Below are 17,354 nucleotides of genomic sequence, written 5' to 3'. Positions count from 1 at the left end.
GTCTTCGCCAATTGTCAATGATGACAGGGGAGTCATGAGTTCTCTTGCTAGCGCCGACCCGCAGCTCGCCGAGCTCATCAAGGCGGAGGAGCGCCGCCAGGCCGACACCGTCAAGCTGATCGCGTCCGAGAACTACGTGTCCAAGGCCGTGCTCGAAGCGACCGGCACGGTGCTGACCAACAAGTACTCCGAGGGCTACGCGGGCAAGCGCTACTACGAGGGCCAGCAGGTCATCGACCAGATCGAGACGCTGGCGATCGAGCGGGCCAAGGCCGTGTTCGGCGTCAACCACGCCAACGTCCAGCCGTACTCGGGCTCGCCCGCCAACCTGGCCGTCTACCTGGCCTTCCTGCAGCCCGGCGACACCGTGCTCGGCATGGGCCTGCCGTTCGGCGGCCACCTGACCCACGGCTGGTCGGTCTCGGCCACCGGCAAGTGGTTCAACCCGGTCCGTTACGGCGTGCGCCGCGACACCGGCCGCGTCGACCTCGACGAGGTCCGCGAGCTGGCCCTGGAGCACCGGCCGAAGCTGATCTTCTGCGGCGGCACCGCGATCCCGCGCACGATCGACTTCGAGGGCTTCGCCTCCATCGCCCGCGAGGTCGGCGCCGTGCTCGCGGCCGACATCGCGCACATCGCCGGCCTGGTCGCGGGCGGCGCCCACCCGTCCCCGGTGGGTCACGCCGACGTGATCTCCACGACCACCCACAAGACGCTGCGCGGCCCGCGCGGCGCCATGCTCATGGCCACCAGCGACGAGCACGCCACCGCGCTCAACAAGGCCGTCTTCCCCGGCCTCCAGGGCGGCCCCCACAACCACACCACCGCCGCCATCGCCGTCGCGCTGCACGAGGCCGCCCAGCCGTCCTTCCGCGACTACGCCCACCAGGTCGTCGCCAACGCCAAGGCGCTGGCCGAGGAGCTGTCCAGCCGGGGCTTCGACCTGGTCTCCGGCGGCACCGACAACCACCTGATCCTGCTCGACCTGACGCCCAAGGGCATCGGCGGCAAGCCCGCCGCCCAGGCGCTCGACCGGGCCGGCCTGGAGACCAACTACAACGCGGTGCCGTTCGACACCCGCAAGCCGTTCGACCCGTCGGGCATCCGCATCGGCACCCCGTCGGTCACCTCGCGCGGCATGGGCGAGGCCGAGATGCGGCAGATCGGCGCCTGGATGGACGAGGTCGTCACGGCCCTGGCCAAGGGCGACGCCGAGGACGTCATCACCCGCGTCCACCACGAGGTCAGCGAGCTGACCGCCCAGTTCCCCGCCCCCGGCCTGTCCTGATCCCACGGCCCGCCCGTCCGGCCCGTCCCGCCCCTCGCGGCGGGCGGCCGGACGGTCAGTGCCGGACCGTCACCACGATCTTGCCGAACTGCGCGTTCGACTCCAGGTGCCGGTGGGCCCGCACGATCTCCTCCAGGTCGAACGTGCGGTCCACCACCGCCCGGAAGGCCCCCGAGCGCAGCCCCGACGCCACGAACGCCGCCGCCCGCCGCAGCCGCTCGGGCACCCGCGTCGTCTCGTGCATCGTGTACGTCCGCATGTTCAGCGCCGGCATGCCGAGGTCGATCCCCGGATAGGGCGTCGGCTCGCCGCTCAGCGCGCCGTACACCAGCAGCAGCCCCTCGGGGGCGACCACCCTGGCCAGGTCCGTCACGCCCGGCCCGGCCACGGCGTCGAAGACGAACTCCGCGCCGCGCCCGCCCGTGGCCGCCAGCACCCGCTCGGTCACGTCCTCCTCCTCGGTGACGATCACCTCGGCCGCGCCCTCCTTCAGCAGGGCCTCCCTCTTGGCCGCGGTGCGGGTGAGCGCGATCGGCGTGGCGCCCATGCGGTCGGCGACCCGGATGGCGGCCAGGCCCACGCTGCTGGAGGCGGCGTTCAGCACCACCGTGTCCCCGGGACGCATCCCGCCCACCTCCACCAGCGCGCCGTAGGCCGTCACGTACGGCATCCACACGGCCGCGCCCTCCACCGGGCCCACCCCCTCCGGACGGGGCAGCACCGCAGCCGCCGGCACGACCGCCCGCCCGGCGTACACGCCGTAGTCGTTCTGCGAGAACGCCGGCACCGTGCTCACCGGCTGCCCGGTCCGCAACCCGGTGACGCCCGCGCCCACCGCCTCGACCACCCCGGCGGCCTCGGTGCCCAGCCGGGCGGGGAAACTCCGTACAGGCTCGATGTAGTGGCCGCTGCGGAACAGCGCCTCGGCCCGGTTGAGGCCGATCGCGTCCACCCGGATCCGCACCTCGCCGGGCCCCGGCTCGCCGGCCGCCACGTCCGCCAGCTCCAGCACCTCGGGCCCGCCGAGCTCGTGGAACAGCACCGTCCTGGTCATCACATCGTCCTTCCGCGTCAGAGGCCGCCATTCAACCGCCGAAGTACGACTGCCGTCAAACTTCGATGGATGTCGTACTATGGACCCATGGACGCCGACCGCACCCCGGACCACCCCGACCTGCGCGAAGTCACCCTGCAACGGGTTCTCGAAGCCCTCGTCGACCCGGTCCGGCGCAGCATCGTCACCCAGCTCGCCACCGCCGCCGGCGACATCAGCTGCGGCGGGTTCGACATCTCGGTGAGCAAGTCCACCGCCACCCATCACTTCCGGGTGCTGCGCGAGGCCGGCCTCATCCGGCAGCACTACGCCGGCACCTCCCGCCTGAACACCCTGCGCAGGGCCGAGTTCGACCAGGCGTTCCCCGGTCTGCTCGACGCCGTCGTCACCGCCGACCGCGCGTCCGCCTGAACGCGGCGAGGCCCTCCCGCCCGCGGCGGAAGGGCCTCACGCGGGTCCGCGACCTCAGGTCCTGACGGTGAGCAGCGTCGTGCCCGTCCTGGTGACCACCTCGAAGCGGTCGATCTCCGCCAGCGGGGTCGCGCTGCCGCCGTGCATGTAGAGCGGGGCCGGCGAGCCCGGCACGCCGTAACCCGGCGCCGGCACCGACCATCCGGTCATCACCCGCCGCTCGCCCGACTTGCCCACCGACACCAGCTCGCACTCCAGCGGCCCCTTCACCCCCGACAGCTTGAGCGCCGCGTGCGTGCCCCAGCCCTTCGACTCCACCACCAGCCCGCCCGACACCCCGCCGACGCCCTTGCCCGCGATCGGCGTGCCGTCGGCGTAGAACTGCTCGGCCGGGCCCATGTGGTCGGCGCGTCCCGCCATGGCCTGCGGCGGGTCGCCGCCGCCGGTGAGCTGCGTGCCGACGGTCAGCCCGCCGGCCACCAGGGCGACCGCCGCGGCCATCCCGAGCAGGAACGTCCCCCTGCGGGCCCGCCGGTCGGCCGCCTTCTTGCGCTGGAGCAGGTCGACCACGCCGGCCTGCCCCTCACGGGGAGGAGGGCCGGCGTCCTCCAGGGGGCCGATGCCGTGCAGCACGCTCGCGACCCCCGCCAGGTCCGACAGCTCGAAGCGGCAGGAGGGGCAGGTGCGCAGGTGGGACTCGAAGGCCAGCCGGTCGTCCTCCTCCAGCAGGCCGAGGGCGTAGGCGCCCACGTCGGTGTGCTCGACTTGCGAGGTCACGCCGTCACCCCCCGCTCCTCCAGCGCGACCCGCAGCGCGCGGACCGCGTAGTAGACCCGCGACTTCACGGTGCCCACCGGGATGCCGAGCGCGGCGGCGGCGTCGTTGACCGACCGGTCCCGCAGGATCGTCTCGTTCAGGATCTCGCGATGCGCCGGTGACAACGCCTTCAGCGCCTCCGACACGACCACCTGGCGCAGCAGCCCCTCCAGCTCGTCCGGCACCGGCACGGTGTCCAGCGCCCCGTCGCCCGATTCCGGCGGGCGCGCCTCCCTGCGCCGCCGGTCGTCGATCACGATGCGCCTGGCCACCGTGGCGAGCCAGGGCATGAGCGAGACCGAGTCGGGGTCCAGCCGCTCCGCGCTGCGCCAGGCCCGGATCATCGTCTCCTGCACCACGTCTTCCGCCCACTGCCGGTCGCCCGCCGTCAGCCGTACCACGAAGGCCAGCAGCGGCCGGTGGTACTCCCGGTAGAGCGCGGACACGACCACCTCGTCGTCCGGTCGCACCCGCCGCATCAGGTGGCGTAGGCGCGGCTTGCCCACCGGGGCCGTCCCCTCGGCCGAGGGCGGGGGATACGTGCTGATCCGCATCATTCCCCTTTCTCGCGTCCGTCGGGAGGGAGTACGCTCGGCCGCCCTGGCGGGGTTCAACGGATCGCCGAACATAATGCGATTGCATCTGCCGGGACAGGGTGGTTAGAGTCGCATTCGTAACCGATCGAGGAGGTGAGGGCTATGCGGGTCGTTCTGTTCCGCCTGTCGTCCGTCTACCTCCGGGCCCTCGTCTGAGCTGCCCGTTTCCTTCTCGATCAAAGGTTTCACCGTCTTGTCTCACGACCTTTCCCTGCTCGGCTGGACCGATCTGCGTGCCGCCGAGCTTCCTGCTGACACCGTCCCGGCGCGGGTGGCCCGCGTCGACCGCGGCGCCGCCGAGGTGATCGCGGCCGACGGTCAGCAGCACGTCCGCTACGGCGCCCGCGTGCGCCGTTCCTCCGCCGACGACCCGGTGGCCCTGCCGTGCGTCGGCGACTGGGTCGCGCTCAGATGGCTGCCCGAAGGCCGGTACGAGCTCGACCAGGTGCTCTCCAGGACCACCGCGTTCATCCGGGGCGGCGTGAGCCGCCACTCGACCGGCGGCCTGTCCGGCGACGGCCAGGGCCAGGTGCTCGCGGCCAACGTCGACGTCGTCTTCGTGGCCGAGCCGTCCATGCACTCGACCGACTTCGCCGACCTCGGCCGCATCGAGCGCCTGGTGGCACTGGCCTGGGAGTCCGGCGGCACGCCCGTCGTGCTGGTGACCAAGTCCGACCTGTTCGAGGCGGGCCTCGACGAGCTGATGGCCGACGTGCGCGCCGCCGCGCCGGGCGTCGACGTGCACGCCGTCTCCTCAGTGCTGGGGGAGGGGGTCTCGCTGGCCGCCAGCTACCTGCACGGCTCCCGTACGGCGGTCGTGCTCGGGCCTTCCGGCGCGGGCAAGTCCACCCTGGTCAACGCGCTGGCCGAGACCGGCGTGATGGACACCCAGCAAGTGCGCGCGGCCGACGGGCGCGGGCGGCACACCACCGTCCACCGGGAGCTGATCCCGCTGCCCGGCGGCGGCCTGATCATCGACACCCCCGGCATCCGCCGGATCGGCCTCTACGACATCGGCGAGGGCGTCGACCTCGTCTTCGCCGACATCGAGCAGCTGGCCGAGCGGTGCCGCTTCGCCGACTGCGGGCACGTGAGCGAGCCGGGCTGCGCCGTCCTCGACGCCATGGAGAACGGCGAGCTGCCCGAACGCCGGCTGCAGAGCTGGCGCAAGCTGCAGCGCGAGGCCGCGTGGATGGCGTCCCGCACGGATGCGCGGCTGCGCAAGGAGCAGCAGAACAAGTGGAAGATCATCCACAAGGAGATGCGCCGCTCCAGCCGCTACCGCCCCTGACCGTCCCCGGTCGGCTTTCTCGCCTTCCTCCTGGCTGGTGCGGGAGGGAGGCGAGTAGAGCCGGTCGTGCGGGTATGCACAGGTCATGCAGGTGTTCGCGGATCGGGCCGAGGCCGGGGCGTTGCTGGCCGAGCGGCTGCCGGAGGTGCGCGACCCCGTCGTGCTGGCGTTGCCGCGCGGCGGGGTCGCCGTGGCCGTGCCGGTCGTCCGCCGGCTCGGCGGCGAGCTGGACGTGCTCGTCACCCGGAAGATCGGCTACCCGCCCGCTCCCGAGCTGGGCGTGGGGGCGATCGCCGAGGGCGGCGAGCCGGTGTTCGACCTGACGATGCTCGACCGGCTGGGCCTGACGCCCGAGGACATGGCCGACGTGGTCGAGCGGGAGCGGCACGAGCTGGCCAGGCGGGTGCGGGTCTACCGGGGCGACCGGCCGCTGCCGCCGCTGGCCGGACGTGAGGTGATCGTCGTGGACGACGGCCTGGCCACGGGCGGGACGGCACGGGCCGCCTTGCGCGCGGTGGCCGCGGCCCGCCCCGCCAGGGTGACGCTGGCCGTGCCGGTCGGCGCCGCGGAGACCGTCGAGATGATGCGTGCGGAGGCCGACGAGGTGGTGGTGCTGCTGACCCCGGTCGACTTCAGGGCGGTCGGCCAGTGGTACGAGCACTTCGACCAGCTCACCGACGACGACGTGCTCGACCTCCTGGAGCGGAGGTGACCCGCACCGGACGGCGTCGCTCGTACCGGTGTCTATGCGGACAGGACCGCCCAGACCAGCTTCCGCGAGCCGCCGGGGGCGAACCAGCCCCACGCGCTGCAGAGCGCGTCGACCAGCCGAAGCCCGCGGCCGAACTCGGCGAACACGTCGGCCGGCGCCGCCACCGGGACGGTCTGGCTGTGGTCGGTCACCACGCAGGCCAGCTCGGGCCGGCGGAAGAGCAGCCGGAGCTGCACGGCTCCGCCGCCGTGCCGCATCGCGTTCGTGACCAGCTCGGAGACCACCAGTTGCACGTCGTAGGCCAGGTCGGCGGCGGCCCACGAGGTGAGCGTCTGGTCCACGAACCGCCGGGCCGTCGCCACGCAGGCCGGTTCGAACGCGGTGCGCTCGTGGAAGGGGAACACCGCGTCGCACTCTCCGGCGCGCCCATCCACCAGAATGGTGGCGAGCCACCCTGGTGGCCCGGAACCGATGGCGGCTTGCGGCCGAGCGTCGAAAGTCGTCATTCTGGCCCCCGAAGCGCGGTCTGGTGATCCAGTGCCCATCTTTACGGGGTGTGGGTAGTGATGCAAGACTTTTCGTGTTTTACCGATGCGAATACCATCTGCACGTGCAGATGATCTAGGAGCGGTCGAGTGAGCGCACAGAGCGCGGAGGGAAAGCTTCTCAGCTACACGCCGGGAAGCCCGACGGTGCTGCGGATCCTGCTGGGTACGCAACTGCGCAGGCTCCGTACCGAGAAGGGTATCTCCCGGGAGGATGCCGGATACTCCATTCGCGCATCTCATGCGAAGATCAGCCGACTTGAGCTCGGTCAGGTCAGTTTCAAGCAGCGGGACGTCGCCGACCTGCTCACCCTCTACGGCGTCACCGCCCCGGACGACCGCGAGCCGCTGCTCGCCCTGGCCCGGCAGGCCAACGCGCCGGGCTGGTGGCACAAGTACGGCGACCTGCTGCCCGGCTGGTTCGAGGTCTACATCGGGCTGGAGGGGGCCGCCTCGGCCATCCGCACGTTCGAGAACCAGTTCGTCCCCGGCCTGCTGCAGACGCCCGCGTACGCCAAGGCCGTGATCCGGCTCGGCAACGAGAAGGCGCTCGACCCCGAGCTCGACCGCCGCGTCACCCTGCGCACCACCCGGCAGAAGCGCCTGGAGAGCGGGCTCAAGCTGTGGGCCGTGATCGACGAGGCCGTCCTGCGGCGGGGGCTCGGCGGGGCCGGCGTCATGCGGGAGCAGATCCGCCACCTGCTCGACGCCACGGAGGAGCGCAACGTCACCGTCCAGGTGATGCCGTTCGAGAGCGGCGGGCACGCGGCGGCCGGCGGTTCGTTCAGCATCCTGCGCTTCCCCGAGCGCGAGCTGCCCGACGTGGTCTACATGGAGCAGCTCACCAGCGCCCTCTATCTGGACAAGCCGGCCGACTCCGACCACTACATGGAGGTCATGGACCGGCTGAGCATCCAGGCCCTGGAGCCGAAGCAGACGCGGCGCTTTCTGGAACAGCTCATTTCCGGATGAGCTGCTGAAACTCCTGTGATCCACTCCATAGTCGGATTTTTGGTCATCCGGTACATGGAGTCTGTCGTGCTGTCGTATGGTCAGCGCAAACGCGGATGCACGTGCATCCGTAAGATCGCTAGGAGCTTCCCCCATGCACGAGTTCCGGAACGGAACGCCCGCCGGTCACCTCCCCGTCGTGTGGCGCAAGAGCAGGCGAAGCAACCCCAACGGCAACTGCGTCGAGGTCGCGGACCTGCCCACGGGTGAGATCGCCATGCGCAACTCCCGGTTCCCCGACGGCCCCGCGCTGGTCTACACGCAGGCCGAGATCAGCGCGTTCGTCCTGGGGGCCAAGGACGGCGAGTTCGACGACCTGATCGTCTGATCCCCCGTCTGATCAGCGGGGTTCGTTGTACCAGCGCCACCGGGTCAGGCGCGGCCGTCCGGGCAGCTCGCCGCGGCCGGTCGCCCACAGCAGCGTGGCCCAGGGGGCGGTGTCCACGGGGGCGTCGGGGAACAGGCGGGCCAGCACCCGCGAGCACAGGTCCGCGGGCGGCTCCCAGGCCAGTCCCAGCCCCTCGGACACGTCGTGCATATGCACGAGCGTTTCCACCAGGCCCATCGCGGCGGTCGCCGACGCGTCCGCCATGCCGAAGATGTGATGACCGCGCGCCTGCGGCGGCGCGGTGCGGACCATGGCCGACAGCAGCGCTCCGGAGGCCTGGAGCACCTGCAGCAGCCCGGTGGGCCCGGCCGCGCGGTCGGCGTGGATGGTGTTGTTGGGGCCGCCTGGCCTGCGCCGCTCCAGCACGAAGGGCACGTACGTGTCCAGCGGCGGCACGTTGAGCCCGAGCTGGGCGGCGTAGGCGAACAGGTCGTCGGCGAGGTGCTCGACGGTCTCCCAGCAGGTCCACTCCAGTGAGCCTGCCTTCGCCTCCCACGCCTGCGGCGGCGCGTCCCGCAGCGTGTCGACGGCGAGGGCGACGGCCTGGTCGAGGTCGTCCGCGGTCACGAGCGCTGAATCCGGCATGCAGGGCACTTTATCGCCGTCCGCTTCGTGCGCCCGCGTGTAGGGTCGTCACGATCCGCACGTCCGGACGGGAGCCGTACCGCATGACCGAGCCCGAAGACCTCACCGCGCGCGCCCGCATCAGGGAGGCGGCGCTGCTGCACTTCGGCGAGCACGGCTTCGAGGGGGCCACGACCCGCGCCATCGCCGGGACCGCCGGGGTCTCCCCGGGGCTGCTGCGCCACCACTACGGCTCCAAGCAGGCGTTGCGCGAGGCGTGCGACGAACACCTGATCAGGCTCGTCCGGCGGATCGACGACGACGTCCGCGCCGGCGCCGTGCCCGCCGGGCGCAACCCCGTGGCCGCGGCGCTCGACGCGCTGGCGCCCTACCGGCTGTACGTGGCGCGGGCGCTGGCCGAGGGCTGGGCCGCGCCGCTGTTCGACGGCATCGCCGAGCTGAGCGAGCGGTGGCTGGCGGAGCTCGACGAGACCCGCACCGACGAGCCGTTCGCCGGGCGCAGGGCGCGCGCGACCGTGTCCACGGCCATGTCGCTGTCGGTCGGCGTGCTGCACAAGCACGTCTCCCGCGGCCTCGGCGTGGACGTGTTCAGCCCCGAGGGCGCCCACCTGCTCGCGCTCACCCTGCTCGACCTCTACTCGCACCCCCTGCTGACCCCGGAGGCGGCGGCGGAGCTCCGCGACGCCCTCGGCAAGCGCCCCGGAAGCGGATGATCCCGCTCAGGATCGGTTCTTTTCCGGACGCCCCCGCTCAGGACAAGAAGTCCGTCAGCGGCGGCAGCAGCGCCTCCGGCCGGCCGAGCACGCCATGGTCCTCGCCGGGCAGCACCACGTGCCGGGCGCCCGGCACGGCGTCGGCGACGGCCCGCACGGCGTCCAGCATCCACTTCGGGGACTGGTCGCCGCCGATCGCCAGGGTGGGCACGGTGATGCCGGACAGCCGCTCGACCGGCAGTGACTGCCCCGGACCGCACACCGCGGCGTCGTAGGCGAGCGTGTGCGCCAGGGTGGTGAACCAGCCCCACACCGGCTCCGACCGCATGCCCGCCACCACCTCGGCGGGCACGTCGGCGCCCTCGGTCAGGAACAGCGCCACGGCCTCGTCGCGGCGATCGCCCTCGACGAGGGCGCGCAGACGCTCGGCGAAGTCGCCGCCGGGCGCGGTGCGCGCGCCGTCCACGACGTACGGCGGTTCGTAGACGGCCAGACGGGCGATCGGCAGCCCGTACGCGGCGGCCTCCAGCGCGAGGATGGCGCCGGAGGAGTGGCCGAAGACGCTCGCCGAGCCGCCCGCGTGCTCGATCAGCGCGGCGAGGTCCTCGATCTCGCGCTCGACGGCGTAGGCGGGCGCGTCGCCGCTGCCGCCCCTGCCGCGGCGGTCGTGGGCGATCGCGCGGAAGCCGGGGGCGAGCGCGGCGGCGAGGGCGGCGACGGTGGTGCGGTCGTTGAAGGCACCGCCCACCAGGATCACCGGGTGGCCCTCGCCGCTGCTCTCGAACGCGATGCGGGTGCCGTCGGCCGAGGTGACGGTCTGAACCGTGGACTGCATGTCGAACTCCTTCTGCGGGCTCTTGTCAGCAGGAGGTCGGAGCCGTCCCACGCTTCTCTACATGCTTCTACCGGAAAATTCGCGGATCGGCCTGAAGGCCGCGCGAGAGCCGGACGGTGATGAACTCGTTGTCGTCGGGACGGCCCGGCGTGCGGCCGCTGGAGAAGGGGAAGTTGTTGTCGTCCAACAGGCCCAGGGTGCGGTCGTCGAGGACGACGATGTCCTCGATGGTCTGGAACGGGAACCGGAACGTGCCGGGCGTGCCGCCGAGGCCGCGTGGGTCGGCCAGGTCGAGCAGGTCGGCCACCTGCGTCTTGTCCAGGGCGCCGTCGTGGTCGCGGTCGCGCGTGTCGGCCAGGTAGACGCGCTTGACCTTGGCCGCGTCGCCCTGGAGGTTGTCCCGCTCGATGATCAGGAAGCGGTACGCGTCCACGGCGACGGCGTCGCCGATGGAGTGCGCGGGGTCCTCCAGCCGGTACGTCCACGTGCGCCCGGTGTATGCGCGCTTGCGCAGGTCGAACTCGTTCATCCGCAGAGTGCCCGCCGGGTCGCCGTTCACCGTGCCTTCGAGCAGCGGGTAGAGCCGGCGGCCGTCCACCGACGTGGCCATGCCCTCGAAGCCCTTGCTGCTGGCCAGGTCGGGCTGGGCGCCGTTCAGCCAGGGGTTCTCGGGGGCCTTGACGCCGGGCAGCCCGATCGGGGCGTCGAGCAGCCGGCCCTTGCGGTCGAAGTGCAGCAGGAACGGGCCGAACTCGTCGCCGATCCAGTACGTGCCGTCGGTCGCGCGCACGATCGACTCGACGTCGAAGTCGGAGCCCGTCAGCGTACGGTCCTGGCGGGTCAGGGCGAAGGGGACGAGCCCCCGCGGGTCGGTCAGGTTGAAGCCGCCGAGCACCTCGACCGTCCTGGCGGCGAAGTCCGGCTTGACGCGGTGCACGCGCAGGAGGAAGTCGGCGCTGTTGGCCTTGTTGCCGAAGCCGTTGTCGGACAGCACGTCGAAGGTGCCGTCGTGGCGGCGGGCGATGCCGCTGAAGCCCTGCACGGGCTGGCCGGGGAAGGGCGGGGTGACGCCGTTGACCGGCGCGGCGCCGAGGAGGGAGCCCGACGGCTCGCTGCCGGGCACGTAGGTCTGCGCGGGCAGCGCGGCGAAGCCGGTCAGCGCGGCACGGCCGAACGCGGCGGGTCCGCGGTCCCCGGGCCGGGCGGGGTCGGCCATGGCGGCGGTGGCCGGGGCGGCGAGGGCGAGCGCCAGGGCCGCCGCGCACGTCAGGGTGGTGATACGTCTCATGGCGGGCACGCTAGAGGCGGCACATGACGGCATTCCGAACATGAGACGACCTTTAGGGACGCTCACGGAGGAATCGGACAGGCCCGAACCGGGTGACCTGCGCACATCCCCGGACGAAAGACGCGCACGACGAGAAACGCGACGGCCACCCCCGCCCTAAATCGGGCGGGGGTGGCCGGGCGATGCTTGGTGCGGGATGACGATCTCGGGCCTGATCAGGCAGTTGCCCCGACCGGGTTCGCCAGAGCCTGGACATGGAAGGCCAGGCTCCGGTTCATCGGGACAACTGAGTGATCACGCGATGATCGTTGATGCTGCCGAGGTGTGTCAGGCGGCGGAGATGCCGGCGCTGGCGGCGCGGCGCATGCGACGGCGACGCTCGCTGGCGCGCTCGTCCTCGTTGAGACCGCCCCACGTGCCGTACTTCTCCGGCCGGGACAGCGCGTAGTCTAGGCACTCGTTGCGGACAGGGCACCCGGCGCAGATCGCCTTGGCCTTCCGCTCACGTACGTCACGCTCGGGCTGCCGCTCCCCGTCGGGGCCGAAGAAGAGCACGAGATCCTCACCCCGGCACGCGGCATCATCCTGCCAACCCCAGCTGGGGCGCGGGCGGGCGAGCTGCCGACGTACCTGAGACATGAGAAAACCACCTTCGTGAGAGGTATTTCGGTAATTGAGCCGCATTGGACGCTTTTGGCGTCACTGTTCCAACGCAAGGACGGGCCGTGATGTTCCCTAGTCAGGCGAGGGCGGGCGTGGCGTACCGCACAGGCGTGAGCCTGTCCAGCGAAACCAGCCGGTAGGTGGTGATCGTCTCGGCGCAAGCCGTACCACACGGCGCTGTGAACGCCGATGGCTCAACCACAACCTGGAACCGGACGTCTCCGCAGCGCACGACTGCTTCGGTGACGTCGCCGTCCGACCTGGAGGATTCCACGGCCACTGCGCCGACGGAGCACTCTCCCGTATGGGCTCGGGCAAAATGCTCGACGGCTTGCAATGGCTCAGGGATGCCTGCGCGCCCCCGGAGACGGTCGAGAATGATCTCGCCCGACCGGTACGCGTTAGCCGCTGCCAGTGCAGCAGCCTGAGACATGCTGCCGTAGAAAATTCCGTGTGGCAAGCACACGAGGTTGGCGGCGTAGCGATCGCCGCCAACGTGTGACGTTTCCCACACTCTGTCCGGCAAAGATTCGGCCAGCGACCGAGCGAGGGGTAGTCCAATGCGGGCGCAGCACGCATTGCGCTTGGCGTGCGTGCAGACCAGAAATACCGGCTCGTCTTCAAGTATGCAGGACTCCGGGAGCACTCCGGCCACGAAGGCGTCCAGGTCAAGATCGTCCGGACCTGCGACGACGCCGCTGGCCAACCAGGGGTGGTCGCCCGCCGCGTAGGCCAATAGCACACGGATCCCCTGGTCCTGCTGGCGGGTTCGCTTGCCCGGACGCCTGATGAGCTGGGGCCTGATACCGCGTTCGAGCGCTCTGCGCACGAGTTCGGAGATTTCTTCAGGAAGTTGCAAGTTTTCCAGGTGGGACGGCCACGCGCCGGCGTACTCGACGAGCAGCCAGAGCCTGGCTCCCACGGTGGCGCTGGCCAGGGTGGGCATGGCTCCCGTGTGGCAGCCCGCCGGATGCTCGCATCCCCTCGCCAACGCCTCCCCCTTCCCGTAGAATTAGGTAAGGGTAACCTAACGCATCGGCGGGTTTGCGGCCGGGGTCACCCGGTGCCGAGCACGTCGCGTGTCGCGGGCAGCGCCCGGTCGCGGTCGGCGGCGACCAGGCCGATCCTGGTCCTGCGGTCCAGCAGGTCGGCCTCGTCGAGCGCGCCCTCGTGCCGGACCGACCAGAGCAGGTCGCCCTTGGTCAGGCCGAGCCCGACCTCCTCGGGATGGGCCTTGACCAGCTCGTACGCCGCCGCGGCCTCGCTGCCGTACCGCTCGGCCAGGCGGGGCGGCACCCCGTCCGGCTGCGGGCCCGCGCCGACCAGGGGGATCTGCTTCGTCCGGCTCGGTCCGGCGCTGAGGTCTTTGAGGGAGACCGCCCGGTCGATGGCGTCCTCGGCCATGCGCCGGTATGTGGTGAGTTTGCCCCCGACGACCGTGACCATGCCGCCGTCCGACAGGACCGCGTGCCGGCGCGAGAGGTCCGCCGTGCGGCCGTCCGCGGCCAGGAGCGGCCTCAGGCCCGCGTACGCGCCCGCGACCGCCTCAGGGGTCACCGGAGTCTCCAGAATGCCGTTCAGCACCTCCAGGAGCGCCGTGACGTCCTCGGCGGGCACCTCCGGGACGTCGGGCACCGGCCCGTCCAGCGGCTCGTCGGTCAGCCCGACGTAGACGCGGCCGTCGCCCTGGGGGAGTACGAGCGCGAATCGGTTGCTCTCTCCGGGAATCGGCACGTGCATGCCGGCGATCAGCCCAGGCAGCGTCCCGGCGTCGAGCACGAGGTGGCTGCCCCGGGACGGCCGCAGCCGCACCGCCGGGTCGAGCTGCCCGGCCCACACGCCCGTCGCGTTGACCACCGCTCTGGCCCGGATGGTGAACCGCTCGCCGGTCAGCTCGTCGCGCACCTCGGCGCCCTCGTCCGTGAGCCGCAGGGCGCGGCAGCGGGTCAGGACGCGGGCGCCGTGCCCGGCGGCGGTCCTGGCCAGCGCCACGACCAGGCGGGCGTCGTCGAGCAGCCGGCCGTCCCACGACAGCAGGCCGCCGCGCAGGCCGTCGCGCGCCAGCACCGGCGCGAGCGTGTGGGCGCGCGCCGCGCCGAGCCGCGTGGGGCCGGGCAGCAGGCGGCGCGGCGTGCGCGCGGCGGTCCGCAGCCCGTCGCCGAGCCGGTAGCCGGTCATCACCAGGGCGGCCTGCCGCGGGGAGACCGCCGGCGTCAGCGGCAGCAGGTACGGATGGGCCTTGACCAGGTGCGGAGCCGTCGTCCTGAGCAGGATGCCGCGCTCGACCGCGCTCTCGTAGGCCACGTCCACCTGGCCCTTGGCCAGGTAGCGCAGTCCGCCGTGGACCATCTTGGAGCTCCACCTCGACGTGCCGAAGGCCAGGTCGTGCGCGTCGACCGCCGCTACGCTCAACCCGCGGGAGGCGGCGTCGAGGGCCGCGCCGGCTCCCGTCGCGCCGAGCCCCACCACCAGCACGTCCAGCCGCCCGTCGGCGACCACGCCCAGTTCGTACGACCTTCTGCGGGCGTTCAGCGAGCTATCCAAGGTAGGCCTCCAGCAGGGCGGCGAGTTCGGCGTCCAGGTCGTCGAGCGTCACGGGGTCGAGCATCGTGGGGGCCGACAGCAGGAACGACTGGGCGACCAGCAGCACGGCCCGCGCCCTGGCCGGCCCGCCGACGGCCGGCTCCAGCAGGGCCAGCACCGCCTCGTGGCTCGCCCCCCGCCGGTCCAGCAGGTACGGCAGCAGCAGCTCGGGGTCCGCCTCCACGATCTTGCGCCAGAGCGGATGCCCGCGCAGCCCGCGTACGCCCGCCACGATCGCGGGCACCGGATCGGACAGGTCGAGCCCGGACACGACCGCTACCCACTCCCGCGTCATCAGGTCGGCGACCAGCGAGCGCACGTCCGGCCAGCGGCGGTAGATCGTCATCCGCGACACGCCCGCCCGCCTGGCCACGTCCGTGAGCGTGGTCCTGCGCACGCCGTAGGCCAGCACGCAGGCGCGGGCCGCGTCCAGCACACCCTCATTGTGACGGTTCGACGTCATGTGTCACAGTGTATGCGTGACCGGTGAACCCATGCTGTGGTGTGGCTGGGGCGACCCCGCCAAGGCCCGCGAGCTGCCCGAACAGATCCGCAAGCTGCTGCACGACCTGCTCGGCGTGCGCGCGCCCGAGACCCCGGCCGCCGCCATCGACGAGGTCCGGCTGCCGCCGGTCGCGCTGCCCGAGCCGGTGCTGGCCGCGCTCGCGGCCGTCACCGGGCCCTCGCACGTGCTGACCTCCCACGAGGCCAGGCTGCGGCACACGCGCGGCAAGTCCACGCCCGACCTGCTGCGGATGCGCGCGGGAGACGGCTCCGACGCCCCCGACGCGGTCGTGCTGCCCGGCTCGCACGAGGAGGTGGCGGAGCTGCTGCGGCTGTGCGCGGCCGAGCGGATCGCGGTCGTGCCGTTCGGCGGCGGCACCTCCGTCGTCGGCGGGCTCGTGGCCGCGCGGGCCGGCTTCGCCGGCGTGATCGCGCTCGACCTGGGCCGGCTCGACCGGCTGCGCTCGGTCGACGCCGAGTCGATGGTGGCCGACTTCGAGCCGGGCGTGCGCGCCCCCGAGGCCGAGCGGCTGCTCGCCGAGCACGGCCTCACGCTGGGGCACTTCCCCCAGTCCTTCGAGTACGCCACGCTCGGCGGCTTCGCCGCGGCCCGCTCCAGCGGCCAGGCCTCGGCCGGGTACGGGCGCTTCGACGACATGGTCGTCGGCCTCACCCTGGCGACGCCGTCCGGGACGCTGGAGCTGGGCCGCGCGCCCAAGTCCGCGGCCGGGCCCGACCTGCGCCAGCTCGTCCTGGGCTCGGAGGGGGCGTTCGGCGTCATCACGTCGCTGCGCCTGCGGGTGCGCAGGCGGCCGGCCGAGCGCCGCTACGAGGGCTGGCGGTTCGAGTCGTTCCAAGCGGGCACGGCCGCCGTGCGGGCACTCGCCCAGGAAGGCCCGCTTCCCACCGTGCTGCGGCTCTCCGACGAGACCGAGACCATGATCGGCCTGGCCCGGCCGGACGCGATCGGCGGCGGCGGCTCCGGCTGCCTGGTGATCCTCGGCGTCGAGGGCGACTGGATCGGCCACCGGCACGCCGCGGCCGCCGCGGTCCTGGCCCGGCACGGCGGCGAGCCGCTGGGGCCCGAGCCCGGCCAGGCGTGGGAGCACGGCCGCTTCTCCGCGCCGTACCTGCGCGACTCGCTGCTCGGCGCGGGCGCCACCGTGGAGACCCTGGAGACGGCCGGCTTCTGGTCGAACCTGCCGCGCCTGTACGACGCCGTCCGGCTGGCCCTGCTCGGCGCGCTCGGCTCGCCGCTGGTCATGTGCCACGTCTCGCACGTGTACGAGACCGGCGCCTCGCTGTACTTCACCGTCGTGACCCCGCAGCAGGGCGACCCGGTCGAGCAGTGGGAGCGGGCCAAGGAGGCGGTGAACGCGGCGATCGTCGAGGCCGGCGGGACGATCTCGCACCACCACGGGGTGGGCCGCGACCACCGGGACGCCTACGGCGCGGAGCTGGGCCCGCTGGGCGTGGGCGTGCTCCAGGCCGTCAAGGACCGGCTGGACCCGGCGGGGATCCTCAACCCGGGGGTGCTGGTCCCTCAGTCGCCGCCGGGGATCTGATCGGCCTCCGCCAGCGTCTCGGCGGCGTCGCTGTAGCGGTGGAGGGCCTCGTACGCCTCGGCCAGCCGGTAGAGGGAGACCGCGAGGTGGCCGCCGTCCAGCCCGCGGCTGAGCGCCACCGCCTCCTGCGCCATGGGCAGCGCCTCGGTGGCGCGGGAGCGGTCGAGCAGCAGCCTGGCCGTGGTGCGCAGGCAGTGGGCCAGCAGGCCGGTGTGCTCGGCGGGGGAGCGGGCGGCCAGCGTCCGGCTCTGGGCCACGGCCTCGAGCGCCCGGTCGACGCCCCGGCCGCCCCGGCGGGGGAGGGTGAGGGCGTAGGCGAGTAACGCCTGCACGGCCGCCGCGTCGGGGCTGCCCATCCGGGTCGCGTCGTCCGGGCCGTTCCGGTTCATGGGAGCCCACCTCCGCGTCCCAAGGGCTTGCTTGGGGACGTGAGGTTACACCATGCCGCACCATCCGTGTTTCCGGGAGTACGGAGCGTGGAGTGTGCGCGAATGGTGGATGCCGGT

20 protein-coding genes are annotated in these 17,354 nt (G+C 72.5%); 8 read left to right on the top strand and 12 right to left on the bottom strand.

Features of this window, described 5'->3' with window-relative positions; genetic code table 11:
• Positions 1–34: 34 nt before the first annotated feature.
• Positions 35–1,288, top strand: a complete 1,254-nt coding sequence (gene glyA, locus AB0J46_RS08855) for a serine hydroxymethyltransferase (protein ID WP_352328178.1) — start codon at positions 35–37, stop codon at positions 1,286–1,288.
• Between the two features lie 55 nt (positions 1,289–1,343).
• On the opposite strand, the gene AB0J46_RS08850 is transcribed toward glyA, so the two are convergent.
• Positions 1,344–2,342 carry a zinc-dependent alcohol dehydrogenase family protein gene (locus tag AB0J46_RS08850; protein ID WP_364328414.1) on the bottom strand — a complete coding sequence of 333 codons (999 nt, stop codon included), beginning with the start codon at positions 2,340–2,342 and terminating at the stop codon, positions 1,344–1,346.
• 69 nt (positions 2,343–2,411) lie between these two features.
• Here AB0J46_RS08850 and AB0J46_RS08845 point away from each other — a divergent pair, with 69 nt between their 5' ends.
• Positions 2,412–2,753: a helix-turn-helix transcriptional regulator gene (locus tag AB0J46_RS08845; protein WP_364328411.1), complete on the top strand. Its 342-nt coding sequence runs from the start codon at positions 2,412–2,414 to the stop codon at positions 2,751–2,753.
• 54 nt (positions 2,754–2,807) lie between these two features.
• Here the strand turns inward: AB0J46_RS08845 and AB0J46_RS08840 are convergent, their stop codons facing one another.
• Together AB0J46_RS08840 and AB0J46_RS08835 are read right to left on the bottom strand one after the other, a co-directional pair.
• Positions 2,808–3,530, bottom strand: coding sequence for a zf-HC2 domain-containing protein (locus AB0J46_RS08840; protein ID WP_358284830.1), 723 nt, complete (start codon positions 3,528–3,530; stop codon positions 2,808–2,810).
• Positions 3,527–4,015, bottom strand: a complete 489-nt coding sequence (locus AB0J46_RS08835; RefSeq protein ID WP_364329592.1) for a sigma-70 family RNA polymerase sigma factor — start codon at positions 4,013–4,015, stop codon at positions 3,527–3,529. Before AB0J46_RS08835 ends, AB0J46_RS08840 begins: the two co-directional genes overlap by 4 nt.
• Positions 4,016–4,358: 343 nt before the next feature.
• Between AB0J46_RS08835 and rsgA the strand changes: the two genes are divergently transcribed.
• Together rsgA and AB0J46_RS08825 are read left to right on the top strand one after the other, a co-directional pair.
• Positions 4,359–5,456 (top strand): ribosome small subunit-dependent GTPase A, encoded by a 1,098-nt coding sequence (gene rsgA / locus AB0J46_RS08830; RefSeq protein WP_364328407.1) that lies wholly within the window; start codon positions 4,359–4,361, stop codon positions 5,454–5,456.
• Positions 5,457–5,541: 85 nt separating this feature from the next.
• The gene (locus tag AB0J46_RS08825; RefSeq protein WP_364328404.1) at positions 5,542–6,168 is read left to right on the top strand and encodes a phosphoribosyltransferase family protein; all 627 of its coding nucleotides are present in this window, start codon (positions 5,542–5,544) and stop codon (positions 6,166–6,168) included.
• A gap of 32 nt (positions 6,169–6,200) precedes the next feature.
• On the opposite strand, the gene AB0J46_RS08820 is transcribed toward AB0J46_RS08825, so the two are convergent.
• On the bottom strand, positions 6,201–6,572 hold the full coding sequence (locus AB0J46_RS08820; RefSeq protein ID WP_364328401.1) for an ATP-binding protein: 372 nt from the start codon (positions 6,570–6,572) through the stop codon (positions 6,201–6,203).
• Between the two features lie 231 nt (positions 6,573–6,803).
• Between AB0J46_RS08820 and AB0J46_RS08815 the strand changes: the two genes are divergently transcribed.
• Together AB0J46_RS08815 and AB0J46_RS08810 are read left to right on the top strand one after the other, a co-directional pair.
• Positions 6,804–7,685, top strand: coding sequence for a helix-turn-helix transcriptional regulator (locus AB0J46_RS08815; protein WP_358284839.1), 882 nt, complete (start codon positions 6,804–6,806; stop codon positions 7,683–7,685).
• Positions 7,686–7,818: 133 nt separating this feature from the next.
• Entirely contained in the window at positions 7,819–8,052 is a 234-nt protein-coding gene (locus tag AB0J46_RS08810) for a DUF397 domain-containing protein (RefSeq protein ID WP_364328397.1), read from the top strand.
• A 12-nt stretch (positions 8,053–8,064) separates the two neighbouring features.
• Here AB0J46_RS08810 and AB0J46_RS08805 read toward each other — a convergent pair whose 3' ends face one another.
• A complete protein-coding gene (locus AB0J46_RS08805; RefSeq protein ID WP_364328394.1) occupies positions 8,065–8,697 on the bottom strand; it encodes a DinB family protein in 633 nt (210 codons plus the stop codon).
• An 83-nt stretch (positions 8,698–8,780) separates the two neighbouring features.
• Between AB0J46_RS08805 and AB0J46_RS08800 the strand changes: the two genes are divergently transcribed.
• Positions 8,781–9,410, top strand: coding sequence for a TetR/AcrR family transcriptional regulator (locus tag AB0J46_RS08800; protein ID WP_364328391.1), 630 nt, complete (start codon positions 8,781–8,783; stop codon positions 9,408–9,410).
• A 37-nt stretch (positions 9,411–9,447) separates the two neighbouring features.
• Here AB0J46_RS08800 and AB0J46_RS08795 read toward each other — a convergent pair whose 3' ends face one another.
• The 6 genes from AB0J46_RS08795 to AB0J46_RS08770 form a co-directional block, all read right to left on the bottom strand.
• Positions 9,448–10,245 (bottom strand): alpha/beta hydrolase, encoded by a 798-nt coding sequence (locus AB0J46_RS08795; RefSeq protein WP_364328388.1) that lies wholly within the window; start codon positions 10,243–10,245, stop codon positions 9,448–9,450.
• Between the two features lie 67 nt (positions 10,246–10,312).
• Positions 10,313–11,533 carry an esterase-like activity of phytase family protein gene (locus AB0J46_RS08790; protein ID WP_364328385.1) on the bottom strand — a complete coding sequence of 407 codons (1,221 nt, stop codon included), beginning with the start codon at positions 11,531–11,533 and terminating at the stop codon, positions 10,313–10,315.
• Between the two features lie 327 nt (positions 11,534–11,860).
• Positions 11,861–12,172 (bottom strand): WhiB family transcriptional regulator, encoded by a 312-nt coding sequence (locus AB0J46_RS08785; RefSeq protein WP_125634885.1) that lies wholly within the window; start codon positions 12,170–12,172, stop codon positions 11,861–11,863.
• 100 nt (positions 12,173–12,272) lie between these two features.
• Positions 12,273–13,142: a sucrase ferredoxin gene (locus AB0J46_RS08780; protein ID WP_364328382.1), complete on the bottom strand. Its 870-nt coding sequence runs from the start codon at positions 13,140–13,142 to the stop codon at positions 12,273–12,275.
• 110 nt (positions 13,143–13,252) lie between these two features.
• A complete protein-coding gene (locus AB0J46_RS08775; protein WP_364328379.1) occupies positions 13,253–14,740 on the bottom strand; it encodes a glycerol-3-phosphate dehydrogenase/oxidase in 1,488 nt (495 codons plus the stop codon).
• Positions 14,733–15,242, bottom strand: coding sequence for a helix-turn-helix domain-containing protein (locus tag AB0J46_RS08770; protein WP_352363842.1), 510 nt, complete (start codon positions 15,240–15,242; stop codon positions 14,733–14,735). The genes AB0J46_RS08775 and AB0J46_RS08770 overlap by 8 nt, the downstream gene beginning before the upstream one ends.
• Positions 15,243–15,273: 31 nt before the next feature.
• On the opposite strand from AB0J46_RS08770, the gene AB0J46_RS08765 reads away from it, so the two are divergent.
• On the top strand, positions 15,274–16,848 hold the full coding sequence (locus AB0J46_RS08765) for an FAD-binding oxidoreductase (protein WP_364329589.1): 1,575 nt from the start codon (positions 15,274–15,276) through the stop codon (positions 16,846–16,848).
• Here AB0J46_RS08765 and AB0J46_RS08760 read toward each other — a convergent pair.
• Positions 16,827–17,237 (bottom strand): hypothetical protein, encoded by a 411-nt coding sequence (locus tag AB0J46_RS08760; RefSeq protein ID WP_364328376.1) that lies wholly within the window; start codon positions 17,235–17,237, stop codon positions 16,827–16,829. The genes AB0J46_RS08765 and AB0J46_RS08760 overlap by 22 nt on opposite strands.
• Positions 17,238–17,354 lie beyond the last annotated feature (117 nt).

It is taken from the genome of Nonomuraea sp. NPDC049758, from assembly GCF_040674635.1.
In the GTDB taxonomy this organism is placed as follows: domain Bacteria; phylum Actinomycetota; class Actinomycetes; order Streptosporangiales; family Streptosporangiaceae; genus Nonomuraea.
This window is presented reverse-complemented; position numbering and strand designations above follow the sequence as displayed.

What these genes read in the sequence shown, in the direction of transcription:
- glyA (WP_352328178.1), top strand. Translation starts at nt 35, where the DNA reads ATGAGTTCTCTTGCTAGCGCCGACCCGCAGCTCGCCGAGCTCATCAAG.
- AB0J46_RS08850 (WP_364328414.1), bottom strand. Translation starts at nt 2,342, where the DNA reads ATGACCAGGACGGTGCTGTTCCACGAGCTCGGCGGGCCCGAGGTGCTG.
- AB0J46_RS08845 (WP_364328411.1), top strand. Translation starts at nt 2,412, where the DNA reads ATGTCGTACTATGGACCCATGGACGCCGACCGCACCCCGGACCACCCC.
- AB0J46_RS08825 (WP_364328404.1), top strand. Translation starts at nt 5,542, where the DNA reads ATGCAGGTGTTCGCGGATCGGGCCGAGGCCGGGGCGTTGCTGGCCGAG.
- AB0J46_RS08810 (WP_364328397.1), top strand. Translation starts at nt 7,819, where the DNA reads ATGCACGAGTTCCGGAACGGAACGCCCGCCGGTCACCTCCCCGTCGTG.
- AB0J46_RS08805 (WP_364328394.1), bottom strand. Translation starts at nt 8,697, where the DNA reads ATGCCGGATTCAGCGCTCGTGACCGCGGACGACCTCGACCAGGCCGTC.
- AB0J46_RS08800 (WP_364328391.1), top strand. Translation starts at nt 8,781, where the DNA reads ATGACCGAGCCCGAAGACCTCACCGCGCGCGCCCGCATCAGGGAGGCG.
- AB0J46_RS08795 (WP_364328388.1), bottom strand. Translation starts at nt 10,245, where the DNA reads ATGCAGTCCACGGTTCAGACCGTCACCTCGGCCGACGGCACCCGCATC.
- AB0J46_RS08790 (WP_364328385.1), bottom strand. Translation starts at nt 11,533, where the DNA reads ATGAGACGTATCACCACCCTGACGTGCGCGGCGGCCCTGGCGCTCGCC.
- AB0J46_RS08785 (WP_125634885.1), bottom strand. Translation starts at nt 12,172, where the DNA reads ATGTCTCAGGTACGTCGGCAGCTCGCCCGCCCGCGCCCCAGCTGGGGT.
- AB0J46_RS08780 (WP_364328382.1), bottom strand. Translation starts at nt 13,142, where the DNA reads ATGCCCACCCTGGCCAGCGCCACCGTGGGAGCCAGGCTCTGGCTGCTC.
- AB0J46_RS08770 (WP_352363842.1), bottom strand. Translation starts at nt 15,242, where the DNA reads ATGACGTCGAACCGTCACAATGAGGGTGTGCTGGACGCGGCCCGCGCC.
- AB0J46_RS08765 (WP_364329589.1), top strand. Translation starts at nt 15,274, where the DNA reads ATGCTGTGGTGTGGCTGGGGCGACCCCGCCAAGGCCCGCGAGCTGCCC.
- AB0J46_RS08760 (WP_364328376.1), bottom strand. Translation starts at nt 17,237, where the DNA reads ATGAACCGGAACGGCCCGGACGACGCGACCCGGATGGGCAGCCCCGAC.